This is a genomic window from Affinundibacterium fentianense, assembly GCF_018139545.1.
GTDB lineage: Bacteria > Pseudomonadota > Gammaproteobacteria > Burkholderiales > Burkholderiaceae_D > Undibacterium > Undibacterium fentianense.
Map to the genome: position 1 here is coordinate 675799 of NZ_JAGSPJ010000001.1, position 15924 is coordinate 691722.

A 15924-nucleotide genomic window follows, 5' to 3' on the forward strand; every position below is an offset into this window, starting at 1 on the left:
CAAGCTTTGGAATAACCATTTCAAATTTTGCTGTATTTAACAATGTATGTCAGCCCGACCGACTGCGAATTCGTTAATACGCTCGAACGGCAATGACTACCAGCTTGAGTTCCGACAAAATGAAAATGAATGATTAGGTCATCATTCCATAAAATAATTGATATTCATGACTACAAAAAAGAAAGACATCACTCCGCTCAGCATCAAGCATCTGCGTGGACCGAATATTTGGACATATCGCCCAGTCATCGAAGTTTACTTAGATATCGGTGAATTCGAACAACTCCCCTCCAACCTTCTCCCCGGCCTGTATGAGCGTCTCACAGCGACGCTCCCAGGATTAATGCAACATCGATGTGGTGTCGGAGAAATTGGTGGCTTTTTAGAGCGCCTAAAAGAAGGCACATGGGTTGGACACATCCTTGAACATGTTGTGCTTGAATTGCAAAATTTAGCAGGCATGAAAACTGGGTTTGGACAAACGCGTTCCACTCACATTGACGGTGTTTATAAAATGGCTTTTCGCACCCGCCAAGAACAGGTAGGTCGCGCTGCATTCGCGATGGGGCGTGAATTATTACTTTCACTAATTGATGACAAAGCCTACGACTTTGACGGCGAATTAACAAAGTTACGGGACATGGTTGATGCATTGTGTTTAGGTCCAAGTACCGCACACATTGTGGATGCAGCGACCGACAGAAATATTCCTTCGATTCGACTAACCGAAGGCAATCTTGTGCAGCTTGGACATGGTGCTGCGCAACGTAGAATTTGGACCGCAGAGACCGATCGCACAAGCGCAATCGCCGAAAGCATCGCGTCCGACAAAGATATGACGAAGTCGCTTTTGAAAGCATGCGGCGTTCCTGTACCTGAGGGTAGTTTAGTTCGCAGCGCGGAAGAAGCTTGGGAAGAAGCGCAAGATATCGGTCTCCCAGTCGTTGTGAAGCCCTATGATGGCAATCATGGACGCGGCGTGACATTGAATTTAATGACCCAAGAAGATGTGCACGCTGCCTACGAGATTGCTTCCCACCAAGGTGACAGCCGTAGCGTCATCGTAGAAAGGTATGTCGTCGGCGATGAACATCGCTTACTTGTCGTTGGCAATAAACTAGCTGCAGCCGCGAAAGGTGAGTCGCTATGGGTCAATGGTGATGGGAAGTCCAGTATCAAACAGCTGGTTGCAAAGCAAATCAACACCGACCCTCGTCGTGGCGAAACAGAAGAATTTCCACTTGGTCTCGTGAAACCCGATCAAAGCGCCGAAATCATCCTTGAATTGAAACGACAAGGCATGAATGCAGATTCGATTCCAGCCCGAGATCAGAAAGTCTTAATTCAACCAAATGGCAACGTTGCAATTGATGTCACAGACCAAGTTCATCCTGAGAATGCACGTTTGGTCGCGTTGGCAACGCGTATTGTTGGCCTAGACATTGCCGGAATCGATCTAGTTTGCGAAGACATTTCGCGCCCATTGCAAGAACAAAAAGGTGCGATCATTGAAGTCAATGCAAGTCCAGGATTACTGTCTCATTTAAAACCAGCCGTCGGAAAACCGCGCGAAGTTGGGGCTGCAATTATCGAGCATTTATTCGGGCCAGAAGATAATGGTCGCATGCCTATCGTTGGGATTGCAGGAAGCCGGGGCGGCAGCCTGATCGCCCGTCTTGTTTCTAGCATGCTCAGCATGAGTGGCACCTACTCTGGAGTCGCTTGTGCAGATGGTCTATATCTAGATCAACGTCAAGTTGTCAAATCTGACTGTACTTCGTGGGATGCAGGTCAACGATTGCTATTAAATCGAAACGTGCAGAACGCTGTCTTTGAAACCAACGCGAAACGCATTTTAGAAAATGGTTTGGCCTACGACAAATGTGCAGTCGGTGTAGTGACAGACTTGGACGGTTTTGAAGATCTAGCGGATTTTTATATTAATGATGCTGAACAAATGTTCAAAATCCTGCGTACACAAGTCGATGTTGTTCTGCCGAGTGGTTGTGCGGTCATCAATGCTGAAATCGCTCAAGCGCAAGAGTTGGCTGATTTGTCGGATGGCGAAGTCATTTATTACGGCCATTCAACCCACAACACAGCAATTTGCAAGCATTTACAAATCGGTAAACGTGCGGTTTATCTACAGAACGATCAGATTGTACTGGCAACTGGTAGCCAAGAACGTAACTTGCTTGCCCTTTCTTCATTAAAGGCCTCAAAAGCTGAACAACCTTTAGTGATCATGGCGGCAGTCGCGGCAGCTTGGGCGCTCGATATTACGCCCGACTTGATTGCTGCAGCTTTGAGAAATTTTGACTCAAATCCGCCCAAAAAACACTATTAAAAACAGTCATTCATCCAAGCAAGCAACTGCTTGCTGAATGCGAAAAGACAAAATTTTGGCACCTGTGCCATAAGATAGGACAAAGGTTTATGGAAGTTTCGCGAATCAGGGCACTGCGTGGCCCTAACCTCTGGAGTCATCATACTGCTGTTGAAGCGATCGTTCGCTGCAGCCCAGAGGAATTATCGATCAATACCATCCCAGAATTCGAATCGCGCCTTCGTGCGCTATTCCCAGATATTGGACCGCTGCAAGCGACAGGACATGACGACGCAATTCCACTCGCACGCGTCTTTGAATTAGCGGCGTTGGCCCTACAAGCACAGGCTGGTTGTCCCGTAACTTTTAGCCGCACAACCCAAACCTTGGAAGAGGGAATTTTCCAAGTCGTAGTCGAATATACAGAAGAAGACGTGGGACGACTTGCATTTGAATTATCCGAACAATTATGCAAAGCTGCTCTCAGCAATTCCAGCTTTGATTTGGCTTCCGCGCTGAATGCATTACGCGAACTCGACGAAGATTTGCGCCTTGGACCATCAACAGGCTCCATCGTGTATGCTGCAGTAGCGAGAAATATTCCCTATCGTCGTTTGACCAGCGGTAGCCTTGTCACATTCGGCTGGGGTAGCAAACAACGAAAAATTCAAGCAGCCGAAATGGATGGCACCAGTGCAATCGCCGAAGCCATAGCCCAAGATAAAGAATTAACAAAAAAATTGCTTGATGCGGCTGGGGTGCCAGTACCACTCGGGCGCACAGCTATAGACGTTGAAGATGCTTGGAATATCGCCTTAGAAATTGGGCTCCCTGTGGTTGTCAAACCCAAAGATGGAAATCAGGGAAAAGGCGTCACCGTCAACGTGACAACTCGCGAACAATTGGAAGCGGGCTATGCTGCAGCGTCAGAATTCCGAGATGACATTTTAGTCGAGCGCTATCTCCCTGGAAATGATTTCCGCTTACTCGTTGTAGGCAACAAACTCGTGGCAGCAGCACGTCGTGATCCGCCTCAAGTAGTCGGCGATGGTACGCATTCGGTACGTGAATTAGTCGATCAAGTCAATAAAGATCCGCGCCGTGGTAGCGGTCATGCAACTTCACTGACAAAAATTCGTTTCGATGACATCGCACTAGCAAGCTTGGCAAAACAAGGCTATGACGCCGACTCAGTACCAGCCAAGGGCACACGAGTAGTTTTGCGAAACAATGCCAACCTTTCAACTGGTGGCTCCGCAACCGATGTCACCGATGACGTTCATCCAGAAGTCGCAGCTCGCGCAGTGGCGGCTGCACAGATGGTTGGACTTGACATCTGTGGCGTCGATGTCGTTTGCGATAGCGTATTAAAACCAATTGAAGAACAGAATGGCGGTGTCGTTGAAGTGAATGCTGCGCCCGGTTTACGCATGCACCTATCGCCTTCTTTTGGTAAAGGTCGTGCAGTTGGTGAAGCGATCGTCGCTGCGATGTTTGCCGATGGCGATGATGGACGCATCCCTATCATCGCGGTAACAGGAACGAATGGAAAAACGACCACAGTGCGTTTAATTGCACACCTATTGACGACTAGTGGTTTACGCACCGGAATGACGAACACGGATGGCGTGTATGTCGAAGGTCATCAAATTGACAGTGGCGACTGTAGCGGACCTCGTAGTGCACGCAATGTTTTATCGCACCCCGATGTCGATGCAGCGGTCTTTGAAACAGCGCGAGGCGGTGTTTTACGTGAAGGTCTTGCCTATGATCGCTGCAAAGTTGCCGTAGTGACCAACATTGGTTCTGGCGATCACCTCGGACTAAACTACATTACCACTGTTGAAGATCTTGCCGTTCTCAAACGGGTTATCGTTCAAAACGTCGCTGACAATGGTGTCGCAGTTTTAAATGCCGCAGACCCAATCGTTGCAGGCATGGCAAACAATTGCACGGGCGCAGTCACTTTCTTTGCTGTCGATAGCAATTTACCCATTATGGCGGCACATCGTGTGAAGGGCCATCGCGTGGTGTTCGTTGAAGACAATGAAATTGTCGCGGTTGAGGGGAAACTGACCCAAAGAATTCCCTTATCAGAAATCCCCATTACACGTAACGGCACAATTGGCTTCCAAGTTGAAAATGTCATGGCGTCAGTCGCTGCAGCTTGGGCAACGAACATTAGCTGGGATGCGATTCGCAAAGGTTTAAAAACCTTTATGAATGATAGCGACAATGCACCTGGACGCTTTAATGTGTTCAACTATCGCGGTGCGACTTTGATCGCGGACTATGGTCACAATCCGGATGCGATTACCGCCTTAGTTCAAGCTGTCGAAAGCATGCCAGGCAATCGTCGTTCAGTGGTGATTAGTGGCGCAGGTGATCGCCGTGATCAAGATATTCGCCAACAAACCGAAATTCTCGGCAACGCCTTTGATCAAGTTATTTTGTATCAAGATCAATGTCAGCGCGGTCGTGCAGATGGCGAAGTCGTCGCCCTCTTACGCTCTGGTTTGGCGAATGCAAAACGGACGACGGATATCAAAGAAATCAATGGTGAATTTATCGCGATTGACACTGCACTGTCGACTTTAGGTGAGGGGGACTTATGCCTCATTTTGATTGATCAGGTTGAAGAAGCTTTGTCGCATATTGCGAAGCGAATCGCTGAAGGCTAAATCGACGTTACATCTCGTTTTAAATCGTAAAAAAGCCGGACTAGTCCGGCTTTTTTATTTATCGTAATTTAGTAAAAATGTTGACTGGTTAACGCCCCAAAATTGAAGTCACATTATCATGCCCACCAGCACCAAATAATTGCTCTTTCAGGATAGCCAATTGATCGCGCACTTTAGCTGCTTGTTCAAACTCAAGATTCTTCGCATGATCCAGCATTAGTTTCTCTAAGCGCTTGATTTCTTTACTAATTTGCTTCTCGCTCATCGCCTCGTACTTGGCTTGCTCTTGCGCCACCATCAAATCATCGCGCGCTTCTTGCGGGTTATACACTCCATCAATAATATCTTTAATTTTTTTATTAATGCTGGTCGGCGTAATATTATTCGCTGCATTAAATGCAATCTGTTTAGCACGACGACGCTCAGTTTCATCGATTGCTCGACGCATAGAATCAGTGACGCGATCTGCATACAAAATCGCCGTACCATTGAGATTTCGTGCTGCGCGCCCAATAGTTTGAATCAAGCTGCGTTCAGAACGTAGGAAACCTTCTTTATCCGCATCTAAAATCGCCACTAAAGAAACCTCAGGTAAATCCAAACCTTCTCGCAACAAGTTAATTCCCACTAATACATCAAACGCGCCAAGACGTAAATCGCGCAAAATCTCTACGCGCTCAACCGTATCGATATCGCTGTGCAAGTAACGCACTTTAACGCCGTTGTCACCTAGGAATTCAGTCAACTGTTCTGACATACGCTTGGTCAACGTCGTCACCAAAACACGTTCATTCAGTTTCACACGCAAAGTAATTTCATTCATCAAATCATCCACTTGCGTTAATGCTGGACGAACTTCAATGCGAGGATCTACCAAGCCTGTTGGGCGCACCACTTGTTCCACCACTTGATCCGAATGTTGCTTTTCGTATTCTGCTGGGGTCGCAGATACAAACACAGTTTGCCGCATCTTGCTCTCAAATTCTTCAAATTTGAGCGGGCGATTATCCAAGGCCGACGGCAAGCGGAATCCGTAATCGACCAAGTTGGTTTTACGTGAGCGATCACCGTTATACATCGCACTTAATTGGCCTGTGAGTACGTGTGACTCATCAAGAAACATCAGTGCATCGGCGGGTAAATAATCAACCAAAGTCGGTGGCGGCTCACCTGGTTTTGCACCACTTAAGTGACGCGAATAATTTTCGATACCTTTGGTAAAACCAATTTCCGCCATCATCTCTAAGTCAAACCGCGTACGCTGCTCGATGCGCTGCTCTTCAATCAACTTATTTTCGCGACGATAAAAATCCAAACGTTCGCGCAACTCTTCTTTAATGGTTTCAATCGCCCGCAAAACAGTCTCGCGCGGCGTCACATAATGCGAACCAGGATAGACAGTAAAGCGCGGAATTTTTTGCTTGACGCGCCCCGTCAAAGGATCAAACAACGCGATACTCTCGACTTCATCATCAAACATTTCTAGACGCACCGCGAGTTCAGCATGCTCAGCTGGAAAAATATCGATGGTGTCACCACGCACACGGAAGGTACCGCGACCAAAATCCACTTCATTTCGCGTGTATTGCATCTGTATCAAACGCGCAATCACATCGCGTTGACTTAGTTTGTCCTTCGCACGCAAGGTCAAAATCATTTTGTGATATTCATTGGGATTACCAATACCGTAAATCGCAGAAACGGTCGCCACGATAATCACATCGCGTCGCTCCATCAATGATTTAGTGCAGGACAAGCGCATTTGCTCAATGTGCTCATTAATCGCGGAATCTTTCTCAATAAATAAATCACGCTGCGGCACGTAAGCTTCTGGCTGGTAGTAATCGTAGTAGCTGACGAAATACTCGACGGCATTACGTGGAAAAAACTCTTTGAACTCGCTGTAGAGCTGGGCGGCTAAAGTCTTGTTTGGCGCAAAAATAATGGCCGGGCGTCCGGTGCGCGCAATCACATTCGCCATCGTGTAAGTCTTACCCGAGCCTGTCACTCCAAGCAGGGTCTGGAAAAATAAGCCATCTTGTATCCCTTCCACCAACTGCGCAATTGCCGTCGGCTGATCACCCGCAGGTGGAAATATTTGGCATAGCTGGTACGGCGAATCTGGAAAGCTCACAAATTTCGCTTCATTATCATTGGTAGGAACTGACTGCAACTCACTCATAATTAGACCTATTCCCTACTATTTCATCTGGAACTCGAAGAAGATTGACTTCTCACCGATAGAATTTGTTTATCCTTTTCGCAAAAACAAACCTTACCAATTAATCGAGCGCTTATAAGCTGTACATATTATCAGTATTTTTACTGACGTGGCTTTTGCGAGCACAATCCGCAGAACAATTCACTCATTTCTAGAGTTTTAAACAATCAACGAAAGATAAAAACTCATCAGTTCAGTCAAGAGGAAACAAAACGTTCATCTCTAATAAAATTGGCCTCCCAACCTAAAAACTTTTGACAAGAATAGGAAAGCTCCCTATAATGTTTGTCTCTGTTCCCTGATAGCTCAGTCGGTAGAGCGACGGACTGTTAATCCGCAGGTCCCTGGTTCGAGTCCAGGTCGGGGAGCCACAGAATTCGCAAGATAGCAACTTCATCGTTGCTGCAGTAAAGTTTTAGAAGTTTATTCTTCTATTCCCTGATAGCTCAGTCGGTAGAGCGACGGACTGTTAATCCGCAGGTCCCTGGTTCGAGTCCAGGTCGGGGAGCCAAATAAAAAGCCTTGTAGAAATACAAGGCTTTTTTCATTTTCACTCAAGCACAATTACTACTCATCGACCCAAACCCTCAAAGCGGTTTTATGTTAAAGTCTCGCCTTCGCTAGGGGTCCTGTACGACAATGTACGGGTGAGATAGTCCCTTGAACCTGATCTGGATAATGCCAGCGAAGGGAAGCGCAAGATGACTCTGCTCATCCGCCCTCTTTTGCTTGGCTCGTCCAGACACAACCAAGTAGAAGAGTAGATCATGTCAAACCCACGTTTTCGTTTTAGCCTCATCACCATCGCCATTACACAATTGCTCGCAGTTGCTAGTAACGCATCCGCGCAAAGCCAAGAACAAACATTACAAGAAGTTGTCGTCAGCGCCAGTCGTAGCAACAAAGTTGACACCAGCAAAGCGAATGGATTTATTGCGAATACACTACAAAACACTCCGGCAACACTGAATGTTTTTTCCGCCAGCCAATTACAAGATTTGCGCGTACGCCAAACCAGCGACGCGATGAAATTCGATGCCAGCGTCAGCGATGCCTACAATGCAGTTGGCTATGCAGAGCAGTTTTCTATTCGCGGCTTTACCTTAGACAATTCCTCCAGCTATCGGAAAGACGGATTCGCCATTCCTGGTGACGCTTCAATCCCATTAGAAAATAAAGAACGACTCGAAATTCTCAAAGGCATCAGTGGTTTGCAGTCCGGCTTCACCACACCCGGCGGCATCATTAATTACGTCACAAAACGTCCAACCAACTCATTATTGCGCTCAACTACACTGGAAGCTAGCGAACGTGGTACTTTGTATGGCACCGTTGATTTAGGTGGCAAATCGGATGACAAACAGTTTGGTTATCGCATCAATGCCGCAATTGAAAAGCTACGCTCATATGTCAAAGGTGCTGATGGTGAACGTCAATTTGCTGGAGTCGCATTTGATTGGCAACTCAGTTCACAAGCGCTTTTTCAAATCGATGCTGACTATCAACATAAGTCGCAAATTTCGGTTCCTGGCTTTCAATTATTTGACGGCACAGAACTACCACGCGGCACTCAAGCCGACATGATGTTGAACGACCAAAAATGGGTCAAGCCAGTCGACACAAAAAACAGCAATCTCGGCCTGCGATTTGAATACCAAATCAATCAAGATTGGACGACTGAAGTCGCTGCCAATTTACACGAATTTAAACGCGACGATTTCACCGCATTCCCTTACGGCTGCAGCGCCAAAGAACTGTATCCCGGCTATTGCGCGAACGGCGACTATGATGTTTACGATTACCAAAGTCCTGGCGAATCAAAGAAACTGCGCGGCATTCAAGCCATCGTCAGCGGCAAATTCGCCACTGGCGAACTACAACATCGAATCGCTTTCGGCGTGAATCACTCACAACGTCGCGATTATTACGGCGACTACGTATATGACTACGCAGGCAGCAGCAATCTTTTCCATCCTTTGGCAGTCCCGCCATCAAGCGGCAAACCCGGGCCAGTCTTATTGCGCCGTACCGATAAAGAGTTGTCCGCCTTCATTCAAGATATCGTCAAACTTAATCAAGAATTCGATTTACACCTTGGCCTGCGTCACCTCGATGTCGATAGAACACAGTTGGGCAGTCCAAACTTTAGTCAGTCATACAATTTACCAAATGTAGCACTGGTCTATAAAGCGACACCAACAACCAGCACCTATCTCAGCCTGAGCGAAGGACTGGAACACGGCGGTGTAGCCCCTATCGGCACCAGCAACGAGAATAGAATGCTCGATGCAGGCAAATCTAAGCAAATCGAAATGGGCATCAAATCGGCGATAGATCGCGATTTGAATGTTTCAGCAGCCATTTTCCGCATCACGAAACCACTCGAGTACACGAACGCAGTAAACATGTTTGTGAGTGCTGGCGAAGCAGAACATCGCGGCCTTGAAATCGCTGCGCAAGGCAATCTGGCAAGCAATTGGATGTTAGGATTAAGTGCGACCGCCTTGAATGCGCATCAAAACAATACGGGAGACGCCAGCATAGAAGGCAAACGAGTGACCAATGTACCCAATTTCAAATCGACGATTTACACCGATTACGCTCCTACTGCTTGGGCTGGTACGCATTTAACCGCATCTTGGCAATACTCTGGCAGTAAAACTTTTAGCCCTGACAATAAAGTCAGTGTGCCGGCATTTAATGTCGTCAATCTCGGTGCGCGCTACACCACCCAAATTCAAGGCGTAGTCAGCACCTTCCGTTTCGATATTAACAATGCTTTCAATAAATTCTACTGGCGTGATGTAACGCAAAGCTTGGGCGGCTATTTATTCCCAGGCGCACCGCGTACTTATAAAATCTCGGGACAGTTTGACTTCTAACGCCATCTCGACACAGGGCGAATTGATCAATTCGCCCTCTCTTCCCTCGGCCACGCGCCAATCCAGCAAAAATAGCCAGTACCTGACAAGATTACTCAAGTTTGCTATACTTGAGTCAAATGCTCGGGATTAAAGTTTATTCAAAGCGCAATTCCGACAAATTTCAACAAGTTTGGAGTATTGACTCATGCGTCTCACTACTAAAGGCCGATTTGCTGTAACAGCCATGATCGATCTTGCCTTACGTCAAGACAATGGACCAGTCACGTTGGCAGGCATCAGCCAGCGCCAAGATATTTCCTTATCCTATCTTGAACAATTGTTCGGCAAACTACGTCGCCATGAAATCGTTGAATCGGTACGTGGGCCTGGTGGTGGCTATCATTTGGCACGCAAAGCGCAGAACGTTACCGTTGCAGACATCATTATCGCCGTCGACGAACCGCTTGATGCGACGCAATGTGGCAGCAAAGGCAATTGTCATGGTAGCGATCATGACAACGGTATTCACTGCATGACGCATGATTTGTGGGCAAACCTGAATGCCAAAATGGTCGATTATCTCGACTCCGTTTCTTTACAAGACTTGGTCAATCAACAAAAGCAAAAAGCCCAAGACAAACCTGTTGTTATCGTTCGCCACGGCCACGCCGAACGCACTATTTCCTAAAATTTGGAGTTTTGAATGACTGCTGCAAACACACAAGCATCCGTACCGCTAACAAAATCTTTAATCGATACGCTCAAAGCACCGCACTTCCCTATCTACATGGATTACTCGGCGACGACGCCAGTCGATCCACGGGTCGCGGATGTCATGATTCCTTATCTGCGTGCGCAATTTGGTAATCCTGCGTCACGCAGCCACGCTTATGGCTGGGATGCTGAAGCTGCGGTGGAAACAGCGCGTAACCATGTAGCGGCCTTGGTCAATGCTGATCCACGTGAAATTATTTGGACCTCGGGCGCTACTGAAAGTAATAACCTTGCGTTGAAAGGTGCGGCACAGTTTTACAAAGGTAAGGGCAAGCACATCATTACCGTTAAGACGGAACACAAAGCGGTGTTAGATACGGTACGTGAACTTGAACGTCAGGGTTTCGAAGCGACTTATTTGCAACCACAGGACAATGGTTTAATCACCATCGAACAGCTTAAAGAAGCGATTCGCCCAGATACGATTTTGGTCTCAGTCATGTGGGTTAACAATGAAATCGGCGTGATTCAACCTATCGCCGAAATCGGCGAATTGTGCCGCGAAAAAGGCATTATCTTCCATTCCGACGCAGCACAAGCAACCGGTAAAGTAGAGATCGATTTGGAAAAAGTCAAAGTCGATTTAGTGTCTTTCTCCGCTCACAAATCGTATGGGCCAAAAGGCGTTGGTGCATTGTATGTACGCCGCAAGCCACGCGTCCGTTTGGAAGCGCAAATGCACGGTGGCGGCCACGAACGCGGCTTGCGCTCTGGCACATTAGCGACGCACCAGATCGCTGGCATGGGCGAGGCGTTCCGTATTGCAAAAGAAGAAATGGCGAGCGAATTGGCGCACATTCGTGCCATGCGGGATCGTTTGTCTAAAGGACTAAGCGAGATCGAAGAAACTTACATTAACGGTGACATGGATCATCGCGTTCCGCATAACTTGAACGTGAGTTTCAATTATGTCGAAGGTGAATCCTTGATCATGGCGATTAAAGACATTGCGGTCTCTTCTGGCTCTGCTTGTACTTCTGCAAGCTTGGAACCATCCTATGTTTTGCGTGCTTTAGGTCGCAGCGATGAATTAGCGCACAGCTCGATTCGTTTCACTATTGGTCGCTTTACCACCGAAGAAGACATCGATTTCACGATAGAACTATTGAAATCCAAAGTCGGCAAATTGCGTGAATTGTCTCCGCTTTGGGATATGTACAAAGACGGTATCGACATTTCGACAATTCAATGGGCCGCCCACTAATCGAATAATTTAAAAAGGAATTTTTATCATGGCATATTCAGAAAAAGTATTGGATCACTACGAGAATCCACGCAATGTAGGCGCATTTGAAAAAGGTGACGACTCTGTTGGTACGGGCATGGTTGGTGCACCTGCTTGCGGCGACGTGATGAAATTACAGATTAAAGTCGGTGCAGATGGTGTGATTCAAGACGCCAAGTTCAAAACTTATGGTTGCGGCTCTGCGATTGCGTCCTCTTCCTTGGTGACTGAATGGGTCAAAGGCAAAACTTTAGACCAAGCATTGAGCATTAAGAACACCGAAATCGCGGAAGAATTAGCCTTGCCACCGGTCAAAATTCACTGCTCTATTTTGGCAGAAGATGCGATCAAGGCAGCCGTACTCGATTACAAAAACAAACATAGCGCTGAATAATTTTATTCAACTTATTTTTCGCGCGGCTTTAGCGCAATGTGGATAGATCATGGCGATTACTTTGACAGAAAAAGCAGCAAAACACGTCATCCGTTACATGGAGCGTCGCGGCAAAGGCATAGGCTTACGCTTCGGCGTTCGCACCACGGGTTGCTCTGGCATGGCGTACAAATTGGAATACGTTGATGAAGTTGGTAGCGAAGATCAGATCTTCGAAACCCACGGCGTAAAAGTGTTCGTCGATCCTAAGAGTTTGCCTTACATCGATGGTACTGAATTAGACTTCGCCCGCGAAGGCTTAAATGAAGGCTTCAAATTCTACAATCCCAACGTCAAAGACGAGTGCGGTTGTGGTGAGAGCTTCCGCATTTAAGCTAAGGCGAATTCAGAATGACGATGCAAAACCACTTCGCGTTGTTCAATTTGCCTATGCAATTTGAATTGGATCGAGCACAGCTTGATAGGGCTTATCGCGAAGTGCAATCACGTGTTCATCCAGATAAATTTGTACAAGCGGGTGACGCGGAAAAGCGTGTCGCGATGCAGTGGGCAACGCAAGCGAATGAAGCGTATCAAACCTTGAAGGACCCGCTAAAACGTGCGACCTACTTGTGCAATTTGAACGGCGTGGATTTGCAAACTGAATCGAATACCAGCATGCCTGCCAGCTTCCTGATGCAGCAAATGGAATGGCGTGAAGCTTTCGATGATGCGCGTCACGGTCACGATATGACAGCAATGATGCGGCTAGAAAAAGAAGTACAAGCAGGTTTAAAAGCACAAACCGCAAATGCGGGAAAAGCGATCGCACAAGGTGATTTTCAAACTGCTGCGCAAGAAATTCGCGCTTGCTTGTTCTTAGAAAAATTCTTGACCGATATCGCGGCTTTTGACGAATGAGCTTCAAATAAGTCTCAAAATAATTTATTCAATATTGCGCAGATTGCTTAGTTGATAACCAGCTAGATAGACGTTGGATCAACTCTGAGATTGAAGCACCGTATTCAGATTAACCCAAACCGATGGCGCCTTGCGCCTTCTTCACGACAAGATTATGGCATTACTGCAAATTTCAGAACCCGGCATGTCGACTGCACCACACCAACATCGTTTGGCTGTGGGTATCGATCTAGGAACCACCAACTCCTTAGTGGCCACGGTGCGCAATAGTATCCCTGAGATTCTCAACGATGAGGAAGGTCGCTCATTATTACCATCGGTGGTCAGGTATTTACCGAATGGCCATGCGCACATTGGATTCAAGGCGCAAGCAGAACAAACAACCGATCCTAAAAATACCATCGTCTCTGTCAAACGATTTATGGGGCGCGGTTTAAAAGATATCGCCCATGCCGAAAATCTGCCTTACGATTTTCACGATGAACCTGGTATGGTGCAATTGAAAACGGTTGCTGGCATTAAGAGCCCTGTCGAAGTATCAGCGCAAATACTTGCCACTTTACGCCAACAAGCCGAAGACGCTTTGGGCGATGATTTAGTTGGTGCGGTGATTACTGTTCCTGCTTACTTCGATGATGCACAACGCCAAGCGACGAAAGACGCCGCCAAACTAGCTGGCTTGAATGTGTTACGTCTATTGAATGAGCCGACTGCGGCAGCAATTGCCTATGGTCTCGACAATGGTTCAGAAGGCATCTATGCAGTTTATGATTTGGGTGGAGGCACTTTCGATATTTCGATTTTGCGCATGAGTAAAGGTGTGTTCGAAGTATTATCCACCGGTGGCGATTCCGCCTTGGGTGGTGACGATTTTGATCATCGTTTATTTTGCTGGATTTTACAGGAAGCGGGCCTATCATTATTAAATGACGCAGACACCCGCGTATTGATGGTCAAAGCACGCGAAGCCAAAGAAATTTTATCAACGCAGACTTCTACTTACATCGACGCAAAATTATCGACCGGCGATGTAGTTCATCTGCAAATCACGAAAAATATCTTTGCCGAGATTACCGAAAATCTCGTTATCAAGACGATTACACCATGCCGCAAAGTATTACGCGATGCAAAACTAACAGTCGATGACATCGATGGCGTGGTTTTAGTTGGTGGTGCGACCCGTATGCCGCATGTACGCAAAGCGGTAGGTGATTTTTTCCAAACGACACCACTTGCCAATATCGATCCAGATAAAGTGGTCGCATTGGGTGCTGCGATTCAAGCTAACTTATTGGCTGGCAATCGCGCAGCGGGTGACGACTGGTTATTGCTGGATGTGATTCCTTTGTCACTCGGTATCGAAACCATGGGTGGATTGTCGGAAAAAGTCATCCCTAGAAATTCCACGATTCCCTGCGCGCGCGCACAAGAATTCACCACATTTAAAGATGGTCAAACCGCGCTTGCAATTCACGTCGTTCAAGGTGAACGTGAGTTAGTCAGCGATTGTCGCTCTTTAGCCAAATTTGAATTACGTGGCATTCCGCCAATGGCGGCAGGCGCTGCCCGCATACGCATTACCTACCAAGTGGATGCCGACGGTTTGTTGTCCGTCTCCGCACGCGAAATGCGCTCGGGTGTCGAAGCGTCCATCGTCGTCAAACCATCATATGGTTTAGCAGACGATGATATTGCACGTATGTTGCAAGATTCATTCAGTTCTTCCGAAACAGACATGCAAGCACGCGCTTTGCGCGAGGAACAAGTTGAGGCCGATCGCTTATTGTTGGCAATTGAGTCCGCGTTAGCGAGCGACAAACAATTATTAAACGCTACAGAGTTACAACAGATTGAAGCTCTCATCCAAAATTTGCGAGAAACAAAATCGGGCAATGATCACGACGCGATTAAATCAAGTATCACTGCATTAGCAGATGGTACCGAAGAGTTTGCCGCACGTCGTATGGACCAAAGTGTACGTAGTGCGCTGGCAGGAAAAAATCTGACAGAGTTTGAATAAACTACGCTTGAACAAGACAACGTTGACAATTTAAGAATCGATAAAAGAATCCATCATGCCAAAAATCACAATATTACCGCACGCGCAACTCTGCCCATCTGGCAAAACCATTGAGGTCGAAGAAGGCAAGTCTCTGTGTGAAGCAATGGTAGAGAATGCAGTTGAAATTGAACATGCATGTGAAATGTCATGTGCCTGCACCACCTGTCACGTGGTAGTTCGCCAAGGTTTTAACACGCTGAATGAATCGTCGGACGACGAAGAAGATTTATTGGATGCCGCTTGGGGCTTAGAAGCCACCTCACGCCTATCTTGCCAAGTCAAGCTTGGTAGCGAGGACATCACGATAGAAATTCCGAAATATACGATCAATCACGCACGTGAAAATCACTAAGAATTTAGATTTTTTGAAATAATTGATTTTATCGCACCCAGTGCCAGCGAGAGAACCATCAAATTGTCTGTTTTTGCACTGAACAATCATTGAATTGCGATTCGCGCACCCGAGTCACTTGTGTA

The 15924-nt window shown here is 46.9% G+C and carries 11 protein-coding genes, 2 tRNA genes and 1 riboswitch; of the genes, 12 read left to right on the forward strand and 1 reads right to left on the reverse strand.

The genetic code is table 11. From position 1 onward, the window contains the following. Window positions 1-166 precede the first annotated feature (166 nt). Together KDM90_RS03035 and cphA are read left to right on the forward strand one after the other, a co-directional pair. Window positions 167-2347, forward strand: coding sequence for a cyanophycin synthetase (locus KDM90_RS03035; protein ID WP_212674079.1), 2181 nt, complete (start codon window positions 167-169; stop codon window positions 2345-2347). Window positions 2348-2436: 89 nt separating this feature from the next. Next, window positions 2437-5007: a cyanophycin synthetase gene (gene cphA / locus KDM90_RS03040; RefSeq protein ID WP_212674080.1), complete on the forward strand. Its 2571-nt coding sequence runs from the start codon at window positions 2437-2439 to the stop codon at window positions 5005-5007. Between the two features lie 88 nt (window positions 5008-5095). Here cphA and uvrB read toward each other — a convergent pair whose 3' ends face one another. Next, window positions 5096-7189 carry an excinuclease ABC subunit UvrB gene (gene uvrB, locus KDM90_RS03045; RefSeq protein WP_212674081.1) on the reverse strand — a complete coding sequence of 698 codons (2094 nt, stop codon included), beginning with the start codon at window positions 7187-7189 and terminating at the stop codon, window positions 5096-5098. A 334-nt stretch (window positions 7190-7523) separates the two neighbouring features. Here uvrB and KDM90_RS03050 point away from each other — a divergent pair. The 10 genes from KDM90_RS03050 to fdx all read left to right on the forward strand — a co-directional run bounded on the left by KDM90_RS03050 (window position 7524) and on the right by fdx (window position 15799). Next, window positions 7524-7599: transfer RNA gene (locus KDM90_RS03050), tRNA-Asn, on the forward strand. 64 nt (window positions 7600-7663) lie between these two features. After that, a tRNA-Asn gene (locus tag KDM90_RS03055) sits at window positions 7664-7739 on the forward strand. Between the two features lie 101 nt (window positions 7740-7840). Then, a riboswitch (TPP riboswitch) is annotated at window positions 7841-7938 on the forward strand. 57 nt (window positions 7939-7995) lie between these two features. Then, window positions 7996-10110 carry a TonB-dependent siderophore receptor gene (locus KDM90_RS03060; protein WP_212674082.1) on the forward strand — a complete coding sequence of 705 codons (2115 nt, stop codon included), beginning with the start codon at window positions 7996-7998 and terminating at the stop codon, window positions 10108-10110. A 187-nt stretch (window positions 10111-10297) separates the two neighbouring features. After that, on the forward strand, window positions 10298-10780 hold the full coding sequence (gene iscR / locus KDM90_RS03065) for a Fe-S cluster assembly transcriptional regulator IscR (protein WP_212674083.1): 483 nt from the start codon (window positions 10298-10300) through the stop codon (window positions 10778-10780). Between the two features lie 15 nt (window positions 10781-10795). Then, a complete protein-coding gene (locus KDM90_RS03070; RefSeq protein ID WP_212674084.1) occupies window positions 10796-12070 on the forward strand; it encodes an IscS subfamily cysteine desulfurase in 1275 nt (424 codons plus the stop codon). A gap of 28 nt (window positions 12071-12098) precedes the next feature. Further along, complete coding sequence (iscU, locus tag KDM90_RS03075) at window positions 12099-12485, forward strand: Fe-S cluster assembly scaffold IscU (protein ID WP_189346603.1); 387 nt, start codon at window positions 12099-12101, stop codon at window positions 12483-12485. Between the two features lie 49 nt (window positions 12486-12534). Then, window positions 12535-12858 (forward strand): iron-sulfur cluster assembly protein IscA, encoded by a 324-nt coding sequence (iscA, locus tag KDM90_RS03080; protein ID WP_212674085.1) that lies wholly within the window; start codon window positions 12535-12537, stop codon window positions 12856-12858. Window positions 12859-12881: 23 nt separating this feature from the next. Continuing rightward, a complete protein-coding gene (gene hscB, locus KDM90_RS03085; protein ID WP_212674485.1) occupies window positions 12882-13385 on the forward strand; it encodes a Fe-S protein assembly co-chaperone HscB in 504 nt (167 codons plus the stop codon). Window positions 13386-13539: 154 nt separating this feature from the next. After that, complete coding sequence (gene hscA / locus KDM90_RS03090) at window positions 13540-15405, forward strand: Fe-S protein assembly chaperone HscA (RefSeq protein WP_212674086.1); 1866 nt, start codon at window positions 13540-13542, stop codon at window positions 15403-15405. A gap of 55 nt (window positions 15406-15460) precedes the next feature. After that, window positions 15461-15799: an ISC system 2Fe-2S type ferredoxin gene (gene fdx, locus KDM90_RS03095; RefSeq protein WP_212674087.1), complete on the forward strand. Its 339-nt coding sequence runs from the start codon at window positions 15461-15463 to the stop codon at window positions 15797-15799. Window positions 15800-15924: the final 125 nt, after the last annotated feature.